This is a genomic window from uncultured Roseobacter sp. (assembly GCF_947493125.1).
GTDB lineage: Bacteria > Pseudomonadota > Alphaproteobacteria > Rhodobacterales > Rhodobacteraceae > Roseobacter.
The window spans coordinates 374,020-395,000 of sequence record NZ_CANLQB010000005.1 but is presented as its reverse complement, the minus strand read 5'-3'; the positions used below and the strand labels follow the sequence as shown (position 1 = coordinate 395,000).

24 protein-coding genes are annotated in these 20,981 nt (G+C 61.2%); 14 read left to right on the top strand and 10 right to left on the bottom strand.

Features of this window, described 5'->3' with window-relative positions:
• Positions 1–5 precede the first annotated feature (5 nt).
• From Q1A71_RS13465 to Q1A71_RS13450, 4 genes are all read left to right on the top strand, one after another.
• Positions 6–683 carry a type 1 glutamine amidotransferase gene (locus tag Q1A71_RS13465; protein WP_299676911.1) on the top strand — a complete coding sequence of 226 codons (678 nt, stop codon included), beginning with the start codon at positions 6–8 and terminating at the stop codon, positions 681–683.
• On the top strand, positions 683–2,041 hold the full coding sequence (locus Q1A71_RS13460; RefSeq protein ID WP_299676909.1) for a glutamine synthetase family protein: 1,359 nt from the start codon (positions 683–685) through the stop codon (positions 2,039–2,041). Before Q1A71_RS13465 ends, Q1A71_RS13460 begins: the two co-directional genes overlap by 1 nt.
• Positions 2,042–2,102: 61 nt before the next feature.
• A complete protein-coding gene (locus Q1A71_RS13455) occupies positions 2,103–3,407 on the top strand; it encodes an FAD-binding oxidoreductase (protein WP_299676906.1) in 1,305 nt (434 codons plus the stop codon).
• Between the two features lie 87 nt (positions 3,408–3,494).
• Positions 3,495–4,682, top strand: a complete 1,188-nt coding sequence (locus Q1A71_RS13450; protein WP_299676901.1) for an aminotransferase class I/II-fold pyridoxal phosphate-dependent enzyme — start codon at positions 3,495–3,497, stop codon at positions 4,680–4,682.
• A gap of 4 nt (positions 4,683–4,686) precedes the next feature.
• Here the strand turns inward: Q1A71_RS13450 and phaR are convergent, their stop codons facing one another.
• The 3 genes from phaR to phaC all read right to left on the bottom strand — a co-directional run bounded on the left by phaR (position 4,687) and on the right by phaC (position 7,776).
• On the bottom strand, positions 4,687–5,250 hold the full coding sequence (phaR, locus tag Q1A71_RS13445; RefSeq protein WP_299676898.1) for a polyhydroxyalkanoate synthesis repressor PhaR: 564 nt from the start codon (positions 5,248–5,250) through the stop codon (positions 4,687–4,689).
• Positions 5,251–5,383: 133 nt separating this feature from the next.
• Positions 5,384–5,830, bottom strand: a complete 447-nt coding sequence (locus Q1A71_RS13440; protein ID WP_299676895.1) for a phasin family protein — start codon at positions 5,828–5,830, stop codon at positions 5,384–5,386.
• A 140-nt stretch (positions 5,831–5,970) separates the two neighbouring features.
• Complete coding sequence (gene phaC / locus Q1A71_RS13435) at positions 5,971–7,776, bottom strand: class I poly(R)-hydroxyalkanoic acid synthase (RefSeq protein ID WP_299676892.1); 1,806 nt, start codon at positions 7,774–7,776, stop codon at positions 5,971–5,973.
• 109 nt (positions 7,777–7,885) lie between these two features.
• Here phaC and phaZ point away from each other — a divergent pair, with 109 nt between their 5' ends.
• On the top strand, positions 7,886–9,166 hold the full coding sequence (gene phaZ, locus Q1A71_RS13430) for a polyhydroxyalkanoate depolymerase (protein ID WP_299676890.1): 1,281 nt from the start codon (positions 7,886–7,888) through the stop codon (positions 9,164–9,166).
• Positions 9,167–9,172: 6 nt separating this feature from the next.
• Here the strand turns inward: phaZ and Q1A71_RS13425 are convergent, their stop codons facing one another.
• The 4 genes from Q1A71_RS13425 to Q1A71_RS13410 all read right to left on the bottom strand — a co-directional run bounded on the left by Q1A71_RS13425 (position 9,173) and on the right by Q1A71_RS13410 (position 11,827).
• Positions 9,173–9,883 carry an alpha/beta fold hydrolase gene (locus Q1A71_RS13425; RefSeq protein ID WP_299676888.1) on the bottom strand — a complete coding sequence of 237 codons (711 nt, stop codon included), beginning with the start codon at positions 9,881–9,883 and terminating at the stop codon, positions 9,173–9,175.
• Between the two features lie 116 nt (positions 9,884–9,999).
• The gene (locus Q1A71_RS13420) at positions 10,000–10,632 is read right to left on the bottom strand and encodes a hypothetical protein (protein WP_299676886.1); all 633 of its coding nucleotides are present in this window, start codon (positions 10,630–10,632) and stop codon (positions 10,000–10,002) included.
• On the bottom strand, positions 10,632–11,066 hold the full coding sequence (locus Q1A71_RS13415) for a VOC family protein (RefSeq protein ID WP_299676883.1): 435 nt from the start codon (positions 11,064–11,066) through the stop codon (positions 10,632–10,634). Before Q1A71_RS13415 ends, Q1A71_RS13420 begins: the two co-directional genes overlap by 1 nt.
• Entirely contained in the window at positions 11,066–11,827 is a 762-nt protein-coding gene (locus tag Q1A71_RS13410; protein WP_299676880.1) for an alpha/beta hydrolase, read from the bottom strand. Before Q1A71_RS13410 ends, Q1A71_RS13415 begins: the two co-directional genes overlap by 1 nt.
• A 120-nt stretch (positions 11,828–11,947) precedes the next feature.
• Here Q1A71_RS13410 and Q1A71_RS13405 point away from each other — a divergent pair, with 120 nt between their 5' ends.
• Complete coding sequence (locus Q1A71_RS13405; protein WP_299676878.1) at positions 11,948–12,712, top strand: helix-turn-helix domain-containing protein; 765 nt, start codon at positions 11,948–11,950, stop codon at positions 12,710–12,712.
• An 18-nt stretch (positions 12,713–12,730) separates the two neighbouring features.
• On the top strand, positions 12,731–13,132 hold the full coding sequence (locus tag Q1A71_RS13400; protein ID WP_299676877.1) for an MAPEG family protein: 402 nt from the start codon (positions 12,731–12,733) through the stop codon (positions 13,130–13,132).
• A 22-nt stretch (positions 13,133–13,154) separates the two neighbouring features.
• On the opposite strand, the gene Q1A71_RS13395 is transcribed toward Q1A71_RS13400, so the two are convergent.
• Positions 13,155–13,400 carry a hypothetical protein gene (locus Q1A71_RS13395; protein ID WP_299676874.1) on the bottom strand — a complete coding sequence of 82 codons (246 nt, stop codon included), beginning with the start codon at positions 13,398–13,400 and terminating at the stop codon, positions 13,155–13,157.
• A gap of 194 nt (positions 13,401–13,594) precedes the next feature.
• Here Q1A71_RS13395 and thrS point away from each other — a divergent pair, with 194 nt between their 5' ends.
• From thrS to Q1A71_RS13370, 5 genes are all read left to right on the top strand, one after another.
• A complete protein-coding gene (thrS, locus tag Q1A71_RS13390) occupies positions 13,595–15,553 on the top strand; it encodes a threonine--tRNA ligase (protein ID WP_299676871.1) in 1,959 nt (652 codons plus the stop codon).
• A gap of 207 nt (positions 15,554–15,760) precedes the next feature.
• Complete coding sequence (locus tag Q1A71_RS13385) at positions 15,761–16,063, top strand: DUF2282 domain-containing protein (RefSeq protein WP_299676869.1); 303 nt, start codon at positions 15,761–15,763, stop codon at positions 16,061–16,063.
• A gap of 95 nt (positions 16,064–16,158) precedes the next feature.
• Positions 16,159–17,013 carry a DUF692 domain-containing protein gene (locus tag Q1A71_RS13380; RefSeq protein ID WP_299676866.1) on the top strand — a complete coding sequence of 285 codons (855 nt, stop codon included), beginning with the start codon at positions 16,159–16,161 and terminating at the stop codon, positions 17,011–17,013.
• Positions 17,010–17,765, top strand: a complete 756-nt coding sequence (locus Q1A71_RS13375; RefSeq protein WP_299676863.1) for a DNA-binding domain-containing protein — start codon at positions 17,010–17,012, stop codon at positions 17,763–17,765. Before Q1A71_RS13380 ends, Q1A71_RS13375 begins: the two co-directional genes overlap by 4 nt.
• A complete protein-coding gene (locus Q1A71_RS13370) occupies positions 17,766–18,314 on the top strand; it encodes a DoxX family protein (RefSeq protein ID WP_299676860.1) in 549 nt (182 codons plus the stop codon).
• Positions 18,315–18,319: 5 nt separating this feature from the next.
• On the opposite strand, the gene Q1A71_RS13365 is transcribed toward Q1A71_RS13370, so the two are convergent.
• Positions 18,320–18,637, bottom strand: coding sequence for an ArsC/Spx/MgsR family protein (locus tag Q1A71_RS13365; RefSeq protein WP_299676857.1), 318 nt, complete (start codon positions 18,635–18,637; stop codon positions 18,320–18,322).
• A 188-nt stretch (positions 18,638–18,825) separates the two neighbouring features.
• On the opposite strand from Q1A71_RS13365, the gene Q1A71_RS13360 reads away from it, so the two are divergent.
• On the top strand, positions 18,826–19,032 hold the full coding sequence (locus Q1A71_RS13360) for a cold-shock protein (protein WP_263842769.1): 207 nt from the start codon (positions 18,826–18,828) through the stop codon (positions 19,030–19,032).
• A gap of 115 nt (positions 19,033–19,147) precedes the next feature.
• Positions 19,148–19,387 carry a hypothetical protein gene (locus tag Q1A71_RS13355; RefSeq protein ID WP_299676844.1) on the top strand — a complete coding sequence of 80 codons (240 nt, stop codon included), beginning with the start codon at positions 19,148–19,150 and terminating at the stop codon, positions 19,385–19,387.
• A gap of 306 nt (positions 19,388–19,693) precedes the next feature.
• Here Q1A71_RS13355 and Q1A71_RS13350 read toward each other — a convergent pair whose 3' ends face one another.
• Positions 19,694–20,872 (bottom strand): cytochrome P450, encoded by a 1,179-nt coding sequence (locus tag Q1A71_RS13350; RefSeq protein ID WP_299676842.1) that lies wholly within the window; start codon positions 20,870–20,872, stop codon positions 19,694–19,696.
• Between the last annotated feature and the right edge of the window lie 109 nt (positions 20,873–20,981).

Genomic DNA, 20,981 nt, shown 5'->3' with positions numbered 1-20,981 from the left:
CACTTATGAAGATCGGCATTCTGATCACAGGGCACCCGCCGGACAACATGATGGACGGTGGACTTTATGATCAATATTTTGCGCGATTGCTCGCGGGTCATGGATTTGAGTTTCAGGGCTGGAGTGTCTGCGATGGCGACATCCCCGGCAGCGTCAAGGCGGCAGATGGATGGCTGATCACCGGTTCCAAACACGGCGCCTATGAGCCGCATGACTGGATCCCCCCGCTCGAGGCCTTCATCCGCGCCGCATATGCCGCGGGGCGCCCGGTGATCGGTGTCTGTTTTGGCCATCAGATCATCGCGCAGGCCATGGGAGGGCGCGTGGAGAAATTCAGTGGCGGCTGGGCCGTGGGTCGAACGGAATATGAGGTCGGTAACAAGCGTATGGCGATAAACGCCTGGCACCAGGATCAGGTCGTGGAAAGACCGCCGAACGCAGAGATCTTCGCGCGGAATGCGTTTTGCGAGAACGCGGGGCTGCTTTACGGTGATCTGATCTGGACCATCCAGCCACACCCCGAGTATGCATCTGACTTCATCGACGGGCTGATCCGGACCCGGGGCAAAGGCGTGGTACCAGACGCCTTGCTGGAGCAGGCTGCCGACCGGCTGAAACTGCCAACTGACCGGATGGAGATCGCCGAGATGATGGCCGCATTTTTTAAGAAAGAGAGGGCCTGATGCCGGATTGGACAGACGATTTGCCCGCGGCGGCGCAACTTTATCTCGACGGGCGCCGGTTGGATGAGGTCGAGTGCATCATCTCCGATTTGCCGGGGATTGCGCGCGGCAAGGCGGTCCCGGCCTCCAAGTTCGCGCGACAGGCCTACTTCCACCTGCCGGACAGTATCTTCTACCAGACCATCACCGGCGACTGGGGCGAGGCCGCTGGAGACGACGGGTTCATCGAAAAGGACATGATTCTCAAGCCCGACATGACGACGGCCACTGCCGCCCCCTGGACGGGCGACTGGACGCTGCAAGTGATCCACGACGCCTATGATCGCGCCGATGTTCCGGTGCCCTTCAGCCCGCGCAACGTTCTGAAGCGCGTGTGCCAGCTCTACCGCGACAAGGGATGGGAGCCCGTTGTCGCCCCGGAGATGGAGTTCTTCCTCGTGGCCCGAAATATCGACCCCGCCCATGACATCGAGCCGATGATGGGGCGCTCGGGTCGGCCCGCTGCGGCACGGCAGGCCTATTCTATGACGGCGGTGGATGAGTTCGGCCCGGTGATCGACGACATCTATGATTTTGCGGAAGCCCAGGGTTTCGAGATCGACGGGATCACTCAGGAAGGCGGCGCGGGGCAGCTTGAGATCAACCTGCGCCATGGCGATCCGGTCAAACTCGCGGATGAGGTGTTCTACTTCAAGCGGCTGATCCGGGAAGCGGCCCTGCGGCATGACTGTTTTGCGACCTTCATGGCCAAGCCCATCGCGGATGAGCCGGGGAGTGCCATGCACATTCACCACTCGATCCTCGATACCGAGACGCGCGCCAATATCTTCTCGGGTCCTGATGCGGAGGAGACGGACGCGTTTGGGCATTTCATTGCGGGGCTGCAGACACACCTGCCCCCAGCCATGGCGGTGATCGCACCCTACGTGAACAGCTACCGCCGTTATGTGAAGGATCAGGCGGCGCCGATCAATCTGCACTGGGGTCGGGACAACCGGACCACGGGGATCCGGATCCCCTTGTCCACGCCCGAGGCGCGCCGGGTGGAAAACCGCCTGACGGGGATGGACGTCAACCCCTATCTCGGGATCGCGGCGAGCCTGGCCTGCGGGTATCTCGGGTTGGTGCAGAAGACACCGCCCGCCGCCGAGTTCAAAGGCGATGCCTATGACGGCGACGGCGACATTCCCCGTGTGTTGGGCTCGGCGCTGGATCTCTTCGAAGAGGCCACCGAATTGCACGAGGTTTTGGGGGCCGAGTTTGCGCGGGTCTACTCGATCGTGAAGCGGGCGGAGTATGAAGAGTTCCTTCAGGTCATCTCGCCTTGGGAGCGCGAGCACCTGCTGCTGAACGTGTGAGCGGGCGGGCCGTGGCGCGGGCTTCGCGGGGTGTCTCTTGGAGCGGTGAAGGGATACTGCGGTGAACTTGCTCTACGCGAATGACGAGGTGGGTGCGTATCCGGCAAGCTGGTACGCCGCAACCACCCCTCCCCTGCCGCCATTCGATGCGCTCCGCGGCGAGCTCAGAGCAGATGTCTGCGTCATTGGCGCGGGCTATACCGGTCTCTCCGCCGCATTGCACCTGGCCAAAGCTGGACGTCGGGTCGTGGTCCTGGACGCGCATCGGGTTGGCTTTGGCGCATCGGGGCGCAATGGCGGCCAGTTGGGCAGCGGGCAGCGGGTCGATCAGGACAAGCTTGAGCGGATGGTGGGTGAAAGCCGCGCGCGGGCCTTGTGGGATCTGGCGGAAGACGCGAAGGGGCTGGTGAAAGCGCTTGTCGAGGAACACCGGATCGACTGCCACTTGAAACCGGGGATCGCCTACACGGCCTCACAGGCAGCGGATGTAGCCGATCTGCAGGACTACGCCGCCCTTTTGACCGAGCGCTACGGATATATGGATGTGGCGCCGCTGGATGCGGAGGCCTGTCATGCGCTCTGCCCATCGCCGTCCTACAAAGGTGGGCTGCTGGATATGGGTGCAGCACATTTGCACCCCCTCGCCTTTGCCTTGGGTCTGGCACGCGCAGCGCAGGAGGCCGGAGTGCAGATCCACGAGCGCTCCTGCGTGCATCGCCTGGACGCGGGGTCTCCCGCGACGGTTCGCACGGATGCCGGCCGCGTGATCGCAGATCATGTGGTCCTGGCGTGCAACGGCTATCTGTCGTCGCTGGCCCCATCGGTGTCGGCGCGGGTGATGCCGATCAACAACTTCATCGTTGCAACAGAGCCCTTGGGCGACGAGACAAAGCGGCTGTTGACCAAAGACATCGCCGTCGCGGACAGCCGGTTCGTTGTGAATTATTTCCGCCTGAGCCATGACGGGCGCCTCCTGTTCGGGGGCGGGGAGAGTTACGGGTACAAGTTTCCACGAGACATTGCCGCGACCGTGCGCAAACCGATGGAACAGATCTTTCCGCACCTCAAGGGCGTCAAGATCGACTATGCGTGGGGCGGCACCCTCGGGATCACGCTGAAGCGATTTCCTTACCTCGCGCGGGTTGCGCCGAATGTGCTGTCCGCATCCGGCTATTCCGGCCATGGCGTCGGGACGGCCACCCACGCCGGCAAGCTGATGGCAGATGCCATCGCGGGGGAGACCGATGGCTTTGACACGATGTCGGCTATTCCGACACCCGCCTTTCCCGGCGGCGGTGCTTTGCGCACGCCGCTGCTGGTGCTTGCCATGAGCTGGTACGCATTGCGCGACCGGTTGGGGATCTGAGGCTCCATGGACGTCACAAACTATTCACTTGGCGGTCCTGCTGCGTTGATTTACTATTTTGGAAAATCATATTAAGGAAATCCAAATATGACGCTTCCCGACATGCACGCAGCCGAGCCAATTCCGGACGCCGCCCGTGCCGAGATCGACCGGTTGCTGCAGAGCGGCGATCTCTTCCGCTACACGGCTGCATCCGACGCGCCGGTCGCACTTCTGGAAGCGGAATTCGCACAGTTGATGGGCAGCAAATATGCGTTGGCCGTGTCGTCCTGCTCGGCCGCGCTGTTCTTGTCGCTCAAGGCGCTGGATCTGCCGCGCGGGGCTCGGGTGCTGATCCCCGGGTTCACATTCGCGGCCGTGCCATCATCGGTTGTGCACGCCGATTGCGTGCCGCTGCTTTGCGAGGTGGACGAAACCTACCGCATCGACCTCGACGATTTTGCTGCCAAGCTACCGCAGGCGGATGCGGTGATCATCAGTCACATGCGAGGCCATACGTCGGACATGGACGCGATCTTGGGGCTGTGCGGCGCCGAGGGCGTACCCGTGATTGAAGACGCCGCGCACTCGCTCGGAACGCTGTGGCGTGGACAGAAGATCGGAACCATCGGCAAGGTCGGCTGCTTTTCTTTCCAGTCCTACAAGATGGTGAATGCGGGCGAAGGCGGCATACTGATCACGGATGACGCTGATCTCGTCGCCCGCGCGATCATCATGTCAGGCGCCTACGAGCATAACTGGAAGAAACACCCGGTGCTGCTTGAGACCTTCTCACGGCATCAGAACAAGCTGCCGCTCTACAATCTGCGGCTGAACAATCTCTCGGCCGCTCTGATCCGCCCGCAACTGGATGCCCTGCCCCAGCGGGTGCGGGACGGGCGGCGCAATCACGACTACGTGGCAGCACAGCTGAACCAATCGCCCTTCATCGACGTCCCCGCACCGCTGGACGGCGAAGAGCGCGCGCCGGACAGCATTCAGTTCAATCTGGTGGGGCTCGATGACGCAACCGTCGCAGCCTTCGCGCGCACGGCGGATACTGCGGGCGTCAAGGTTCAGGTCTTTGGTCAGAGCGCGGACAATGCCCGCGCGTTCTGGAACTGGCAATTCATAGAAGACCTGCCCGAGCTGCCGCAGACCCGCGCCATGCTGATGCGCGCCTGCGACGTGCGGTTGCCCGTACGGTTGAGTATGTCCGAGTTGGATGCAGTGTCAGAGGTTCTGCTGGGTGCGATCGCACAGGTGACGGCAACACCGCATCCCGCGGTGGCCTAGCGCCTCACTTCAGCCTGGAGAGCTTGTCTTGCAAATCGGCAAGCTGTTTCTTGATCGCATCGAGGTCTTCACCGCTTTCGCCGTCCGCCTCTTCGTCATCCTTGTCCGGAGAGCTCCATCCGCTGGTGGTGCCCAGCCCGCCTGTCATCGCTTTCATGAAGGCCTGTTGCTGCGCCTGCATCAACTCGAAACCAGGCATCTTCGCCATCGGGTTCATGGCGGTCATCTTGTCCATCATTTGGCTCTGACCATCACGCAGCATTTCGAAGGACGCCTGCAAGAACTGCGGAACGATGCTCGCACCCGGGGTCATGTAGCTGCGCACCAGATCGTTCAGCACGTCCACCGGCAGCACGCTCTCGCCACGGCTTTCGTGTTCGGCGATGATCTGCAGAAGGTACTGACGCGTGAGGTCGTCGCCTGACTTCAGATCGACGATTTGAACCTCGCGCCCTTCCCGGATCAGGGTCGCGATATCTTCCAAAGTAACGTAGTCACTGGTCTCTGTGTTGTAGAGGCGGCGGCTGGCATAACGCTTGATCAGCAACGGTTTGTCTTTTTCAGCCATGAGACTTCTCCCTCATCCGACGCTGCATTGCAGCTTAGGACAGGGTTTTACAAAAAGAAAGGGCGGGCTTGAAAAAGCCCGCCCTTGCCGTATGCGCCATTCAGGGAGGAAACAGGCGCGAACCAGGAACTGGTTACTTCGCAGTTGCTGCTTTCTTGACCGCAGCAGTTGCTTCTTTGGTGGCTTTCTTGACAGCGGCAGAAGCGTCTTCGCTCATGTCTTTGCCAGCAGCCATCATCAACTCGACGGTGTCCATCTGCGCTTTCTTCGCGACTTCGGCGAAAGCAGCCATGTGCTCAGCGGCAGTTTCCGAGTAGGCGGATGCGAAGTCTGTCATGGCTTTTGCGTAGTCGACAGGCTCGGATTTCGCTTTGGACATCTCAGCCAGTTTGGCCAGTGTGTCTTGGGTCCACTTGCTGGAAATCTCGGTGGATTTCTCGGCCGCGGTCAGGGCCACGCCGGACAGTTTTTCGTTCAGGGACGCGGTTGTCTTGAATGCGTCTTCCATCGCTGCTGTGTCGATCGGAAACGCGCCCATGACGTCTTTGAACATCGCGGTCATGTCAGGTGTCTTGGTCATCTCTTCAATTCCTCTTGCGCTTGCGGGATCATCCCCACTTCTCTGCGTCTGCACAAAATATACATGCCGCACCGCAGCATTTCAAGTCATTTTTCTGCACTGCAGCATATTTCTTGACACGGCGGAAAGCCATTTTGGAATCAGAGGGTTGCCTTCTTGGCAGCATAGGTCCCAGGGGCATCGCAGAGCGCCGGATGCGTTTTTGTTCCCGGAATGCGTGCGGGAATCAGCTTGCCCGCCCGCTTCTTCAACCAGCCTTCCCATCGCGGCCACCAGGATCCTTCGTGGAAATCTGCTTGGGCCTGCCAGTCCTCATGCGGGAGCGTCAGATCAGGGTTGGTATAGTGTCCGTACTTTTTGCGCGTGGGCGGGTTGACGATGCCGGCGATGTGGCCCGACTGGGTCATGATGAAGGTCTTATCCTTCGATCCCATCTGCTGGACGCCGCGATAGCTGTCCTTCCACGCGGCAATGTGGTCGGTTTCGCAGGCGATGGCGCATAACGGCACATCCACATCATCCAGCGTGAGCCTGTGACCCAACAGCTCAAAACTGCCCTGTGCCAGCTCATCCCGCTGGCAGAGCCCCCGCAGATACTGCATCGCCATCTTGGCAGGCAGGTTGGCACCATCGCCGTTCCAGTAGAGCAGATCGAAAGCCGGCGGGGTCTCTCCCATCATGTAGCTCTTGATCGCGGGGCCATAGATCAGATCGTTCGAGCGCAGGAAGGAAAACGTCCGTGCCATGATCACTGAAGGCAGCACACCCTTGTCCTCCACTTCTTCCTCAATCCCGTCGATAAAATCATCGGTCAGGAAAGGCGCGAACTCCCCTTGGTCCGAGAAGTCCGTCAGCGCGGTGAAGAAAGTGGCGGATTTCACCGATGTGTCACCGCGTTGTTTCAGCAGAGACAAGGTCAAAGCCAGCGTGGTTCCGGCAATGCAATACCCGATCACGTTGACCTGACGCTCCTTGGTGATTGTCTTCACCTCGCTGAGCGCGGTCAGATATCCGTCTTCGATGTAATCCTCCATGCCGACATCCCGGTAGGTCGGATCCGGGTTGACCCAGGACACCATAAAGACCGTATGACCCTGATCGACCAGCCACTTCACCAGGCTGTTCTGCTCTTTCAGATCAAGGATATAATATTTATTGATCCAGGGCGGGAAGATGATCAGCGGGACCTTGTGGACCTCTTCGGTGGTCGGCGTGTACTGGATCAGCTCCATCATCCGGTTGCGGAAGACGACCTTGCCCGGCGTGGTCGCGATGTTGCGACCAAGCTCGAACGCGCCCTCATCCGCCAGTTTGACAACCAACTCGCCCTTGTTGGCCTCCAGGTCGCTGATCAAATTCTCAAGACCCTTCACGAGACTCTGACCTTCCGTCTCGAGCGCTTTCTCAAGTGCGTCGGGATTGGTGGCGAGGAAGTTGGTCGGCGACATCATATCGACAATCTGCCGCGCGAAGTATTGCAGCCGGTTCTTTTCCTTCGGATCGAGATGTGTGACCTCCTGCACCGCGGTCGTCAGCGCCTCCGCATTGATAAGGTACTGTTTTTTCACATAGTTGAAGAACGGATGTGTCTCCCACAAGGGGTTCGAGAAGCGCCGGTCAGACGGTCCCGGATCTTCCGGTGCGGCCAGCTTGCCCTTGCTCAGCTCGTGCTGCGCCTCGACAAACTGCTTCATCGTGTCCGACCAATAGGTCATCTGCTGTTCGAAAATCTTGGCCGGGTTGTTCACGGCCTCGGCCCAATAGGCCTGTGCTGCGCGGCCAAAAAGCTCTTGATTCGGGCCATCGAGCGCGGGGTTGTGGGTCTGCCGGTTGGTCAACACCCGCTGCAAGCGTTCTGACAGCTCCTCAACTTTCTTGAGATTTTCAGTCATTTTCTCGAGGCTTTCACCCCCCGGGACAATGTCACTGTCAGAAAATGTTGTCATGTTAACTATTCCCTCGTATGTTTGCACCTGCAGCATCACGTCGTAGGCTTTCAGGGGGCGAAGCGACTGCAGGTGCCGGTGCGACCGGATTGTAACAAGGAGACCCCTCATGCGCTATATGGCGACATACGACCTGATGGAAACCCTGCGCAACACCAACCAATGGCTCGGTGCTACCGCCCACGCAATGGCAGCTTATCCCGCTTTTGCGATGGTTCCAAACCCCGGTGTCGCGTGGATGCGGGCGTGGGGTGAGGTGACCGAACGCACGTTCCAACGCATGGTGGTCAAGCCAGACTGGAACATCCCCGCCGTACCGACGAGCAACGGACAGGATCATCTGGTCCACACGGAGATCGTGGTACAACGCGATTTCGGCGATCTTTTGCATTTCGAGGTCCCGGGTCGCGAGATACCGGAGCGCAAGGTCCTGCTGGTGGCACCGATGTCGGGGCACTATGCCACGCTTCTGCGCTCGACCGTGATCAGCCTGCTGCCGGACGCGGATCTCTACATCACCGATTGGCATAATGCGCGCGACATCCCCGTCAGTGCAGGCAAGTTCGATGTGGAGGATTATACCCTTTACCTTGTCGATTTCATGAAGGAGCTGGGCCCCGACACCCATGTGATCGCCGTGTGCCAGCCCGCTCCTCTGACCTTGGCTGCAACCGCTTATCTGGCCGAGGAAGACCCGACCGCACAACCGCGCAGCCTGACGTTGATCGGCGGGCCGATCGACCCGAACGCAACGCCCACGGATGTGACGGATTTCGGGCATCGCATGACCATGGGGCAGCTCGAAGAGTTGATGATCCAGCGTGTGGGGTTCAAGTATCCAGGCGTTGGCCGGATGGTCTACCCCGGGCTGCTGCAACTGACCTCCTTCATTTCGATGAATGCCGAGACGCATGCTAAAGCCTTTACCGACCAAATCTCGCGGGTTGCGCGCGGCGAGGCGGCGGACCACGACAAGCACAACAAGTTCTATGACGAGTATCTTGCCGTGATGGATATGACCGCGGAGTTCTACCTCAGCACGGTGGAACGTATCTTCAAGAACGGCGAGATTGCCAGCAACAGCTTCTCAGTCGCAGGCAAGCCAGTGGACATGGGCAAGATCACCACTGTTGCGGTGAAGACCGTCGAAGGGTCAAAAGACGATATCTCGGCGCCGGGCCAGTGTATCGCCGCGCTCGATCTCTGCACCGGCTTGCCGGACGAGAAGAAGGCCAGTCACGTGGAAGAAGGCGCAGGCCACTACGGGATCTTTGCGGGCAAGAGCTGGCGGCGCAACATCCGCCCCCTGGTGCTCGATTTCATCGATGCCAACAGCGGCAAACCCGCCAAGAAGGCCCGCAAGGCGGCGAACAAAAACGCTGCCGCCTGACACCTCTTACCGCAGGACGAGCGGTTGCCGCATCCAATCGCGCAGGGCCTGTGTGGTCTCGGTGGGTTGCTCAAGCGTCGGCAAATGCCCCGAATGCTCAAGAACACGCAGCGTTGCGTAGGGGATCAGCTCGGACATCGATTCGTGCCGCTTCACCGGACAAAGCGCGTCATGCGCGCCGCAGAGGACCAGAGCGGGCACCTTGCATTTGCGCAGCGTGCTCTGCTGATCCCGCCTGCGTTGCAGCGCCCGGGACTGACGCACAAAAACCTTGGGCCCAAGTGCGTCTGCCATGTCCATGACCAGATCCAGCACATCCTGCCGCTGCGGACCGGGGGCGAGGTAATTGGGCTTCATCTCTTCGCGCATCACCTCCAGCATGCGCCCCGTTCGCGCGGCAACTATCTGGGGCTCGCGTGCGGCGGCAACCTGCGGGGTCTCGGCCAAGGGGTTGGTGTCCATCAACGCGATGCGGCTCACCCGATCAGGCGCACGGCGCAGGATTTCCATGGCCACGATCCCACCCATGCTCAACCCTGCAAGGGCGAACCGCGCGGGCAACTGGTCAAGCAATCCTGACGCGATTTCCTCGACCCGCTCCCCTTGGGTGATGGGGGCCACCATGACAGCGGTATCCGCAGAGAGCTCCGCGATCTGCGGGCCGAAGAGCCGCGCGTCGCACATCAGGCCCGGCAGGAACACCAGCGGTTCAGCCATGCCACGCCTCGATCTGGTCCCACCCTTTGGTCATGTCCTGCCCTCGCCTGCCCGCGCCTCGCCGTTACCCTACCTTTGCGAACTCCGACCGCAAGGCCGATCCGGCGCAGAGCGGTTCAGGGTAAGTCGATGCCGCGAAAGGGCGGGAAATCGGCATAGCGGGCCTGTCGTTCGGCCGGAGATTCGTCCGGCTCTTGGCCAGCGCGCAGCAGCATCCCCCTCGGCGCGATGTAGCTTGAGATCGTCCGGAGCGGTGTCGGGCGCCAGACCAGGTTGAACGCGGCCAGCTTCGGGAAAAACCACGCTTCAGAATAGGGCAGATGATCGTGGATCCACCACGCGAGATCGCGCCAGTCGCGCCCGTTCTCGTATTGATCGGTGAACCACGGGATCGCCAGCGACGTGCCTGCAATCGCCTCCTCGCCACGGCCCCGGTCCCAGATGTGGCATTCAATGGGGTTGTCGTTGGCCGCACAGTTCAGCTTGTTGCGGTTGCCATAGCCGTTGAGATCCGGCGAGCGATAACCGGAGCGGATCGCGAGCCGTCCAAAGGTCTCTTCCAGCGGGTCGAGCAACTCCACACATAGCCGTCGACCGTTGTCGATCGCCAGGTCCGGATCCGGTGGCACGTTGCGGACCTGATGCATGTTGCCGATCTCGGAATAGAGAAAATCGCGCATGTAGAAGTACTTGGACAGACGTACGCGGCCAAGCGTCTCGAGGCTCCACATGGATTTGGGGCTGCGCATCAGGCCTGCCCGTAGCCCATCCAGCGGAACGCGCCATCTTCCCTCAATGGGGAGAACGGGTTATGCGCGATCTCCCAGATGTGCCCGTCGGGATCCGCGAAATAGCCGTGATATCCGCCCCAGAACACTTCCTGGGCCGGCTTGAGAATGCGTGCACCGGCGATCTCGGCCCGGCTCAGGACTTCGGTGACGTCGGCTCGCGCGCTTACGTTGTGCGCCAATGTGCTGGCCCCGCATCCCAGGGCGTCCACCGGGAGGCCGATGTCTTCAGCCAGCTTGTCGAGCGGATAGAGCCCCAGCGTCTGGCCAATCAGGTCATAAGCGATGACGCCATCCGGCGAAGGTGTGCGTGTCCAGCCGAGCGCGTCATAGAAGGTTGAGAGCGCATCCATGTCTCGGGTGCCGAGCGTGATCAGGCTGACGCGTTGCTCCATCACCCGGCCTCCGCAGCGAGGGCCAAGATATCGTCGAGAGCCGCCTCGATCAGGCCGAGACAGGGGCCGTCGGAAAAGCGATGATCCGCATCCTTTACCAAGGTCAGGCGCATATCCGGACAGGACGCGTGCTCCAGCAGACGCAAGGCAACCTCTGTGCGGACGGCGGTATCCGCGGTGCCCTGCAGACATCTGACCGGGCAGGGCAAATCCAACGGGCTGCGGAGCACCAGATTGCGGCGCCCGTCCTCGATCATCCGGCGCGTGACCACATAGGGTTCCATATAGTCGGACGGCAGCTCGACGCGGCCCTCCGTCATGATCTGCTCTCGCTGCGCTTCGGAGAACCCCGCCCAATAGCTGTCTTCGGTGAAGTCGGGGGCGGCGGCGATGGTGACCAGACCCGCCAGCCGTTCAGGCATCCTGCGCGCGAGAAGCAGCGCCTGCCAGCCGCCCATCGAAGAGCCGACCGGAAGAATTGGCCCGCTGGTCAGGCCAGTCACGATGGCCGCCGCGTCCTCGGCCCAATCGCCGATGGCACCTTCGTCGAAGGCCCCTGACGACTCCCCATGACCCGAGTAGTCAAATCGCAGAAAGGCCCGACCTTCGTGCTTGGCCCAGGCCTCCAGATGCAGCGCCTTGGTCCCTTGCATGTCCGACTTGAGGCCACCGAGAAATATCACCCAAGGGCCCGCACCGGGTGTCAGATGATAGGCGAGCCGTCGACCCTGCGGGCCATCGAAGAAGCTGGGAGAGGTCATCAGGGCGGTCCTTTTGAGCCCGATCATGTGGCCAAGCGGATGCACCCGCAATCCCTTCATCTGAGATTTTTTAGGTTACTATATTGTCACGTGACTATTTTGTAACTTATAAGTGGATGCATGGATTCGATTTTCAAAGCCCTGGCCGACCCGACCCGCCGCGCGCTGCTGGACAGCCTGCGCGCCAAACCCGGGCAAAGCCTGCTGGACCTGCAGAGCCAGCTGGAGATGTCGCGGTTTGGGGTCATGAAGCACCTCGGCGTGCTGGAGGACGCCAACCTCATCGTCACCAAGAAAGTGGGACGGTTTAAATATCATTACCTCAACGCCCTGCCTTTGCAGGATGCCATTGATCGCTGGATCGACCCCTACCGTGTCAAACCCGCGGCGCGAGCAGCCCTTGACCTCAAATCTCAACTGGAAGGAGCCCCGCCGATGCGCGATGCAAAGCCCGACTTTATGATGCAAACCTTTATACGCTGTACCCACGACGCACTGTGGGCGGCGCTGACCGATCCGGAGCAGATGAGCGCCTATCACTTTCTCGCGGCCCGGGTGGTCAAGCAAGACGACGCTTACGTCTACGAAAACGCCGATGGCAGCACGATGCTGACGTGCAAGACACTGGACCTCACGCCCAAGTCCCGGATCGAGGCCACGTTCGAACCGGGCTGGGACGAAACGCTTGGCGCCTCGCGGCAGGTGTTTCTGCTGGAGCCGGAAGGCGCGCACATGAAGCTCGTCATCGAACACTACGAGCTGACCCATCCGGTTGTGCCCGGCGAGGGTATTCACGACGGCTGGGCCCGGTTCGCCGCCGGGCTGAAAAGCTGGCTGGAGACCGGCGAGGCCGTGCGGTTCAACGACCAGGCGATGGCGGGCTAGAAGATGGAGAGTTCAACCATGCCATTGGAGCTCATTGTGGTGATCTGGCTCGCGGTCTTCGCGGCCTCGCTGTGGATTCCCTACATCGTCGGTGTGAATATGTATCCGCAGGAGGGGGTGGACGACTTCGCCCGCCCTCCGCCGCTCACTGGCTTTCCCGATTGGGTGCACCGCGCGCATCGGGCGCATCTGAACCTGCTGGAACAGCTGCTGCCCTTCGCCGTGCTGGTTCTGGTGATCGACAGGATGGGCGCCTATTCCGCGCTGACCTATTGGACCGCGCTCGCCTTCCTTGGCCTGCGGATCGTGCATGCGGTTGGGATGATCAGCGGGCTCGCACGTTTTCCGGTCCGACCGATCCTCTTCACCGGCGGATGGATGTGCTGTCTGTTGATGGGGTATGCCGCGATTACGGCGTAAGAGACGTCAAGCCTCGGGGCGATCACCCGCTCACATAGGGGGTCGCGCCGGGGCGGTAGAAGACCTTCTGATTGTGCAGACGTCCAAGCAGCTCTTCGGTCTCGCGCTGATCCGCTTCGATCACTGAGATGGACTGCATGTCCGCCGGATTGTCGTCCGCCAAGGCCCGACGCATTTTGCAAAGTTCACGGCCCCGCGCGCGCAGCGCCTCTTCGATCAGATCGACATCGTGAATGCTCAGCTCGAAGGTACGGTTGTAACGCGGCATAGGTCTCACCTCCTCGGTCGGGCTTATCTGGTATTGCGTCGGAAATAACACACGATATGTCGCAGTCAACGTATTCATCGGTATACTTTTCCAGCGTGCCGCTTGACTTCGCGGCGCACTCGGCGCATCAGCCGCAGCACATAACCCGCAACCGGGCGTCTCGTAGGCGCCAAACCGACGAGGAGTGCCAGCAGATGGCTCCAAAAGACACCGCAATCTCTCTCACTTTTCCAGATGGCAATGCGCGCAGCTTCGAGGCCGGCGTGACCGCTGGCGATGTGGCCGCGAGCATCTCCACCTCGCTGCGTAAGAAGGCCATTTCCGCCACCGTGAATGGGGCGCATTACGATCTGGCGTGGCCCATCGAGGAAGATGCCTCCATCGCGATCCACACCATGGCGGATGAAGAGCAGGCCAATGAGCTGGTGCGCCATGACCTTGCACACATCATGGCGCGCGCGGTGCAGGAGATCTGGCCCGACACCAAGGTCACAATCGGTCCGGTGATCGAGAATGGCTGGTACTATGATTTCGACCGCGCCGAGCCCTTCACCCCGGAAGATCTCGGCCTGATCGAGAAGAAGATGAAGGAGATCATCAACAAGCGCGACCCGGTGCGTACCGAGGTCTGGGACCGTGCGCGCGCGATCAAGCATTACGAAGACAATGGCGAGCCCTACAAGGTCGAGCTGATCGAGGCGATCCCGGGGGATGAGCCGCTGCGCATGTACTGGCACGGCGACTGGCAGGACCTCTGCCGTGGTCCGCACCTGCAGCACACCGGCCAAGTGCCGGGCGATGCGTTCAAACTGATGTCCATCGCGGGCGCCTATTGGCGCGGCGACAGTGACCGCGCGATGCTGCAACGCATCTATGGCGTGGCCTTCACCGGCAAGGAGAAACTGCGCGCACACCTCAACATGCTCGAAGAGGCCGCCAAGCGCGACCACCGCAAGCTGGGCCGCGAGATGGACCTCTACCACATGCAGGAGGAAGCGCCGGGCCAGGTGTTCTGGCACCCCAACGGCTGGACCATCTACACCACCCTGCAGGACTACATGCGCCGCAAGCAGCGCGCGGGCGGCTACCGCGAGATCAACACACCGCAAGTGGTCAATCGCAAGCTCTGGGAGGCCTCGGGCCACTGGGAGAAGTATCAGGAGCATATGTTCATCGTCGAGGTGGAGGAGGAGCACGCTGCCGAGAAGGCCGTGAACGCGCTGAAGCCGATGAACTGCCCCTGCCACGTGCAGGTGTTCAATCAGGGTCTCAAATCCTACCGCGACTTGCCCTTGCGGCTGGCTGAGTTCGGCGCCTGCACCCGCTATGAGCCCTCCGGCGCGCTTCACGGCATCATGCGTGTGCGTGGCTTCACGCAGGACGATGCGCATATCTTCTGCACCGAAGATCAGATCGAGGCGGAATGCGCGAAGTTCATCAATTTCCTCGCGGACATCTATGATGATCTGGGGTTCGAGAAGTTCGAGATCAAATTTGCCACCCGCCCTGAAAAGCGTGTGGGCAGCGACGAGAGCTGGGATCACGTCGAAGGCGCGCTGGAAGCGGCGATCAAGGCCACCGGGCGCGAGTTCACGCTGGAGCCCGGGGATGGCGCCTTCTACGGCCCGAAGCTCGATTTCTACCTGACTGACGCCATCGGCCGGGTCTGGCAGTGCGGCACCTTCCAGGTGGATCCGAACCTGCCCGAGCGTCTGGGCGCGACCTATATCGGCGAAGACGGGGCCAAGCACCGGCCCTATATGCTGCATCGCGCCTGTCTGGGCTCGTTCGAACGGTTCATCGGCATCCTGATCGAGAATTCTGCAGGCAAACTGCCGTTCTGGCTGGCGCCAAGGCAGGTGGTGGTGGCCTCGATCATCTCCGACGCCAACGACTATGTGGAAGACGTCGTGGCCGCGCTGCAAGCAGCCTGTGTCCGCGCCGAAGCCGACGTGCGCAATGAAAAGATCAACTACAAGGTCCGCGAGCACTCCGTCGCCAAGGTGCCGATCATCCTCGCGGTTGGTGCCCGCGAGGTCGAAGACCGCACCGTGACCGTGCGGCGCCTTGGAGAGAAACAGACCAAGGTCGAAGCGCTGGCCGATGTAACGGAGACCCTGGGCCGCGACGCAACGCCACCCGATCTGCTGTAACAATTGCGCGTCTCGCGGCGGGAAAACACCCCCGCGAGGCGCGATTTTTGTAACATTCCGTAATCTTAGCAGAGATTCCCACGCCGAGAGCCAACATCTGCTGACGGCTCCGTGAGACACAGGCTCGTGAGTAGATTATCAAGGTCTGAGAGCGTAGGTATTGTGGCATCATTGGCCAGGATGGCTCTCAATAAGGGATTAACAACCATGTCGAACACAATGAAAACAGTTGCAATTGCCGGTGCCGTCGCTGCGGCGATGACAGCACAGATCACCACCGTCGAAGCCGCCGCCAAAGAGAAGTGCTATGGCGTATCGCTGGCGGGCGCGAACGACTGTGCAGCCGGCCCCGGCACAACCTGCGCCGGCACATCCACCGTCGACTACCAGGGCAACGCCTGGACGCTGGTCGACGCGGGCACATGCGCCGACATCGACCTGCCCGATATGGCGGACGGCACGCCGCGCCAAGGCTCGCTGGAAGAGCTGGACCGCGACCTGCCGGCATAAGGCACGGTATTCGAAGCTTACGTCCGGCGGCGATGGGTCGCCGGACACCTTTCATCTGACGACACCCGAGACCGCACTTTTGTCGGAGGGCCAAGATGCTGGACAATTCTCCCCGTTACGATCACCTGCCCGCAGCACCCGGTGTTGGCTATAAGCCGCAGCATTTTGCGGAACTGCGCGCCGATCCCGGCCCGGTCAAGTGGATCGAGGTGCATGCCGAGAACTACATGGGCGACGGCGGGCGGCCACTGGCGCAGCTGCGCGCGCTGTCCGAACAGTTTGCCGTCTCGGTGCACGGCGTTGGCCTGAGCATCGGCGGCGAAGGCGCGCTGGACGCGGAGCATCTCGCCCGTCTGAAGAAATTGGTCGGTTGGGCGCAGCCCGCAAGCTTTTCCGAACACCTCGCCTGGTCGACCCACGGCGCGGAGTTTCTCAACGATCTGCTGCCCCTGCCCTACACCAACGCCACGCTGACCCGCGTCGCCGAGCACATCAATCAGGTGCAATCGACGCTCGGCTGTCAGATGCTGCTGGAAAACCCTTCGAGCTATCTCGCTTTCGCCGAAAGCACCTGGTCCGAGACCGAATTCTTGACCGAACTGGTGAAACGGACGGGTTGTGGGCTGCTGCTCGACGTCAACAACGTGTTTATCTCCGCCACCAATCTGGGCCTTTCCGCGCGGGCCTATATCGAGGCCTTCCCGCTGCATGCGGTGGGTGAGATCCATGTCGGCGGCCATGATGAAGAAACCGACGATCACGGTGCGCCTTTGCTGATCGACAGCCACGGCAAACCGGTTGTCGATCCGGTCTGGGCGCTGCTCGACATCACGCTTGCGAAATCCGGTGCGCGCCCGGTGCTGGTGGAATGGGACACCGATGTGCCCGACTGGCCCACGTTGCGCAGCGAAGCGGAACGCGCAGCACGGGCCCTGTCCCCGGTCCAATGACTGTCTCCCAGACCACATTTCGCAGCGCCCTGCTGGACCCGTCCGAGGCAGTGCCGGAGGGCCTGCGCGACGGTGCCGATGCCCCCGCCGGGCGCCGCTTTTCGGTCTACCGCAACAATGTTGTCGTTTCCCTGACCGAGGCGCTGCAGGTCGCTTTTCCGCTTGTTTACAAGCTTCTGGGGGGCCAGACCTTCGCCAAGCTCGCCGCCGTCTACGTTCGGGAGCATCCTCCAAGCGCTCCGCTGATGATGCATTACGGGGACGCACTGCCCGATTTTCTCGAGCAATTCAAACCGCTTGCACACATTGGATATCTGCCGGACTGCGCCCGTCTCGATCTGGCCTTGCGCGCCTCCTATCATGCCGCGGACGCCCCGGCGCTTGCAGCCGAAGAGCTGCAATGCGCGCCCAAGGTCCTTCTCGAAAAGACCTTCGCACTGGCCCCTTCGACGCGCATCCTCCGCTCGCGCTGGCCGCTCCACGACATCTGGCGCGTCAATTTCGAGGCGGACGCGCCGAAGTCCCGTGCCGTGGCGCAAGACGTGCTAATCACACGGCCGGAGTTCGACCCTGCTCCGCATCTTCTGCCAAGCGGCGCCGCGACCTGGCTGGAGGGCCTGGCGTCAGGTCAGACGTTCGGTACGGCACATGATGCCGCAGTTGCGGATTTCGCAGATTTCGACCTCGCGCAAGCGCTTACGCTTGCTTTGCAAACCCGCGCCTTGACGGACGACAAGACAAAGGACCACTAAATGCTCTCTCTCTACGCTTCGCTCACGGACCGCCTCTCACAGGCGGACTGGCTGCTTGCCACGCTGGCGCGCTTCGTCTTTGCAGCCACGCTGCTGATGTATTTCTGGGTGTCAGGGCTCACCAAGCTGGGCGAGGGGGTGGCCGGCCTCTTCAGCCCGTCGGTCGGCGCCTACGCTCAGATTTTCCCCAAGGCGATGGAGGCCGTCACCTATGATGTCACGCAGCTGACAGCCTTCCACTGGGCCGTCGTGGTCGGGGGCACCTGGGCGGAATTCATCCTGCCTGCGCTGATCGTTCTCGGACTGCTCACCCGCCTGTCGGCCCTGGGGATGATCGGGTTCGTGGTGGTGCAGTCGCTGACCGACCTGTTCGGTCATGGCGGGCTGGAGCACACGGAGACCTTCGGCGCCTGGTTCGACCGCTTTCCCGACAGCGCGATCCTCGATCAGCGCGCGTTCTGGGTGTTCGTGCTGCTGGTGCTTGTGATCAAGGGCGCGGGGCCGCTCTCACTCGACGCAGCACTGCGCCGACGCACATCGGCTGACTGAGCAGGTCAGGGGACGCCAAGCGCCTCCTGCGTGGCCTTCGTCCAACCAAGATACATCTCGGTCCCCTCGACGATCAGGGGCCGTTTCATCAGGCTGGGGTGCGCCTTGAGCTGGGCCAGCGGCGGTTTGTCGCGGTCTGCCGCGTCAAGCCCACGCCACGTCGTTGATCGCGTGTTCACTAGCGCTGTGCCGAACCGCTCCAGAGCCTCTTTCAGCACGTCATCGGGCACGCCATCGGCGCGCACATCTACGAAATCCGCCTCAGGCAGTGCCTTCAACGCCTTGCGGCAGGTGTCGCAGTTCTTCAATCCGTATAGTCGCATCATTTACTCACAAATCTGAAAATTTCGGGCTGAAATCAGCAGGTTTCTTCCCGTTTCGCTTGATTTTTACAGAGGAAGGGCAATCTCTTAAAGGGCAGAAGAAAGGGTTTTTGGCCCTGCTCCTGCACGCAGAAGCCGCCTCGAACGCGCTCGGGCGGTCCGGTAAGACAAAAGGAGGCACGGAAGGAATGCCAAATGGCACCGTGAAGTGGTTCAACACCACAAAAGGCTATGGCTTTATCGCTCCGGAAGGGGGCGGATCGGATGTGTTCGTGCACATCTCGGCGGTCGAACGATCTGGATTGACCGGGTTGGCCGATGATCAGAAAGTGAGCTTTGAATTGGCCGAAGGACGCGATGGGCGTCAGATGGCCAGCGACCTGAAACTGCTCTAATCGCAACGATCAAGCAGTGAGACCAAGCGGGCGACCAGCAGGTTGGCCGCATAAAACGCAGCGTTTACGCCTTATTCGCTCAGCCGATGTACCTTTGGTGTGAAAGTGAGGTCGTATGGCTGAGTTCTTGTCGATTTTGACGCTTTATTACGCGTGCGATGCGGCGGCTCGCGACCGTGCGCTCAGCCATGCGGAGGTGATGCGCTGTATGGCACATTACGAGAGCGTGAAAGTCTACTTTGAGGCTCCGCGCGCTCGGGATCATACCGCAGCCCAAAGCGGCTATCTTGCTTTCAAGACGTGGGAAGCGGACCACCCCGATATTGTTGCCGGCCTGCGCACTGTGATCGACTAAGCGCGATCACGAGCACTGAAGTCGATTGAGGGCGCTGGCGACTTAAGACGCATCGGACGGGGCAATCGATAACCATGGCTTAGTTCCCCGCGCGTCGGTCAGCGCATGCTTGGACGGTGCGCCCCTGCTCGCCCCGTCGTCTCGACGCGTACATGCTCCGTCAGGCAGTCTGGCGCTTGCCTGGTCCAATTCTGCGAGACTGCATCGTCTGCAGGGACGCCAGCAACAGATCCCGGCTTACATCAGGCGCCTGCGATGGTTTGGCCGCCTTAGGTGGACTGGCATGTGGTGGCGGGCCTGACTGGTCTACAGGCGGGCCTGCAACTTTGAATATCCGCGAAACCGAATGCGGCCTCCCGGGATCCTCTGGGTGATCTGATACGTCGGAGCGTGCTGCAGAAACCGTGCGATCGCGATGCGACCTTCCATGCGGGCAAGGGTGAGGCCGACGCAGACATGGGGACCGCCCGCAAAGGCAAGGTGACGGTTGGGATGCCGCTTGATATCAAAGGCTTGCGGCTGCTCGAACATCTCGGGATCGCGGTTCGCCGCGCCGATGCAGAGGTGCAGATTGGTGCCGGCGGGAATGGGCTGGCCACCAATTTCGACGTCTGCGGTCGTTTCGCGATTTCCAAACTGGTTGGGAGAACGAGAGCGCAGGATCTCTTCCACAGCACGGTCGATAAGAGACGGATCGGACAGCAATTTCTCGCGTTCGTGCGGATGGTCGTGCAAGAGCGCGAGGCCGTTGCCGATGAGGTTGGTCGTGGTTTCATGGCCCGCGTTCAGAATGAAGATGCAGTTCTGGATCAGCTCGATTTCGGAAAGTTGGCCACTGTCATCGCCCTGGATCAGCCGGGTCAGCACATCGGTCTCCACATCTCCCGGCGCGGCGCGGCGGCGGGCGATAAGGTCCTGTAAATACACTCTAAATTCTGTGACCGCCTGATGCCCGCGGGCGAGCTGCGCATTGGTCAGCGCAGGCTCCAATGCCCCGAGGATGGCGAGCGACCAGTCGCGCAGTGGCCCGCGCTCGTCCATCGGGATATCGAGCAGGTTGCCGATCACCTGAATCGGAATGGACGCGGCAAAATCTTCAATCAGATCAAGGGATTGCGACATATCCAGAAGAAGCGCGTCGACCGTCGCAACAAGCCCGGGCTCCATGCGTTTCAGCGCCTTTGGGGTCAGGGCGGAGGTCATGATACCCCGGACGCGGGTGTGCAGCGGCGGGTCGTTGAACACCAGCGAGGTCGTATGATGTTCGAACAGCGGCGAGCCTGCACCGAACTTCGGCGCGAAAACCGCTTTTTTGTCTGATTTATAGAGACTTACGTCACGGTAGATCATACTCAGATCGGCGTGCCGGGAGAGCAGGTACGAGCCGTCGGGCTGGGCGCAAACGGGCGCGTCGCGCAGCAGGGCGTCGTAATACGGAAACGGATTTTCGACGAAATCGGTCGGCGGGGCCGCGAGGTTGAGCATGGGCGCAGTCTGGCCCGTGGGGCCACCTTGTCAATGTGTTGACGGATCGCGCGCGCAACACCTTCGGAGGCTATTCCCGAAAGGGGAGGGTTGGGCCATGAAAACAAGA

Coding starts and splice junctions, on each gene's coding strand:
- Q1A71_RS13465 (WP_299676911.1), top strand. CDS start 6: ATGAAGATCGGCATTCTGATCACAGGGCACCCGCCGGACAACATGATG.
- Q1A71_RS13460 (WP_299676909.1), top strand. CDS start 683: ATGCCGGATTGGACAGACGATTTGCCCGCGGCGGCGCAACTTTATCTC.
- Q1A71_RS13450 (WP_299676901.1), top strand. CDS start 3,495: ATGACGCTTCCCGACATGCACGCAGCCGAGCCAATTCCGGACGCCGCC.
- phaR (WP_299676898.1), bottom strand. CDS start 5,250: ATGGCTGAAAAAGACAAACCGTTGCTGATCAAGCGTTATGCCAGCCGC.
- Q1A71_RS13440 (WP_299676895.1), bottom strand. CDS start 5,830: ATGACCAAGACACCTGACATGACCGCGATGTTCAAAGACGTCATGGGC.
- phaC (WP_299676892.1), bottom strand. CDS start 7,776: ATGACAACATTTTCTGACAGTGACATTGTCCCGGGGGGTGAAAGCCTC.
- phaZ (WP_299676890.1), top strand. CDS start 7,886: ATGCGCTATATGGCGACATACGACCTGATGGAAACCCTGCGCAACACC.
- Q1A71_RS13425 (WP_299676888.1), bottom strand. CDS start 9,883: ATGGCTGAACCGCTGGTGTTCCTGCCGGGCCTGATGTGCGACGCGCGG.
- Q1A71_RS13420 (WP_299676886.1), bottom strand. CDS start 10,632: ATGCGCAGCCCCAAATCCATGTGGAGCCTCGAGACGCTTGGCCGCGTA.
- Q1A71_RS13415 (WP_299676883.1), bottom strand. CDS start 11,066: ATGGAGCAACGCGTCAGCCTGATCACGCTCGGCACCCGAGACATGGAT.
- Q1A71_RS13410 (WP_299676880.1), bottom strand. CDS start 11,827: ATGACCTCTCCCAGCTTCTTCGATGGCCCGCAGGGTCGACGGCTCGCC.
- Q1A71_RS13405 (WP_299676878.1), top strand. CDS start 11,948: ATGGATTCGATTTTCAAAGCCCTGGCCGACCCGACCCGCCGCGCGCTG.
- Q1A71_RS13400 (WP_299676877.1), top strand. CDS start 12,731: ATGCCATTGGAGCTCATTGTGGTGATCTGGCTCGCGGTCTTCGCGGCC.
- Q1A71_RS13395 (WP_299676874.1), bottom strand. CDS start 13,400: ATGCCGCGTTACAACCGTACCTTCGAGCTGAGCATTCACGATGTCGAT.
- thrS (WP_299676871.1), top strand. CDS start 13,595: ATGGCTCCAAAAGACACCGCAATCTCTCTCACTTTTCCAGATGGCAAT.
- Q1A71_RS13385 (WP_299676869.1), top strand. CDS start 15,761: ATGTCGAACACAATGAAAACAGTTGCAATTGCCGGTGCCGTCGCTGCG.
- Q1A71_RS13380 (WP_299676866.1), top strand. CDS start 16,159: ATGCTGGACAATTCTCCCCGTTACGATCACCTGCCCGCAGCACCCGGT.
- Q1A71_RS13375 (WP_299676863.1), top strand. CDS start 17,010: ATGACTGTCTCCCAGACCACATTTCGCAGCGCCCTGCTGGACCCGTCC.
- Q1A71_RS13370 (WP_299676860.1), top strand. CDS start 17,766: ATGCTCTCTCTCTACGCTTCGCTCACGGACCGCCTCTCACAGGCGGAC.
- Q1A71_RS13365 (WP_299676857.1), bottom strand. CDS start 18,637: ATGCGACTATACGGATTGAAGAACTGCGACACCTGCCGCAAGGCGTTG.
- Q1A71_RS13360 (WP_263842769.1), top strand. CDS start 18,826: ATGCCAAATGGCACCGTGAAGTGGTTCAACACCACAAAAGGCTATGGC.
- Q1A71_RS13355 (WP_299676844.1), top strand. CDS start 19,148: ATGGCTGAGTTCTTGTCGATTTTGACGCTTTATTACGCGTGCGATGCG.
- Q1A71_RS13350 (WP_299676842.1), bottom strand. CDS start 20,872: ATGCTCAACCTCGCGGCCCCGCCGACCGATTTCGTCGAAAATCCGTTT.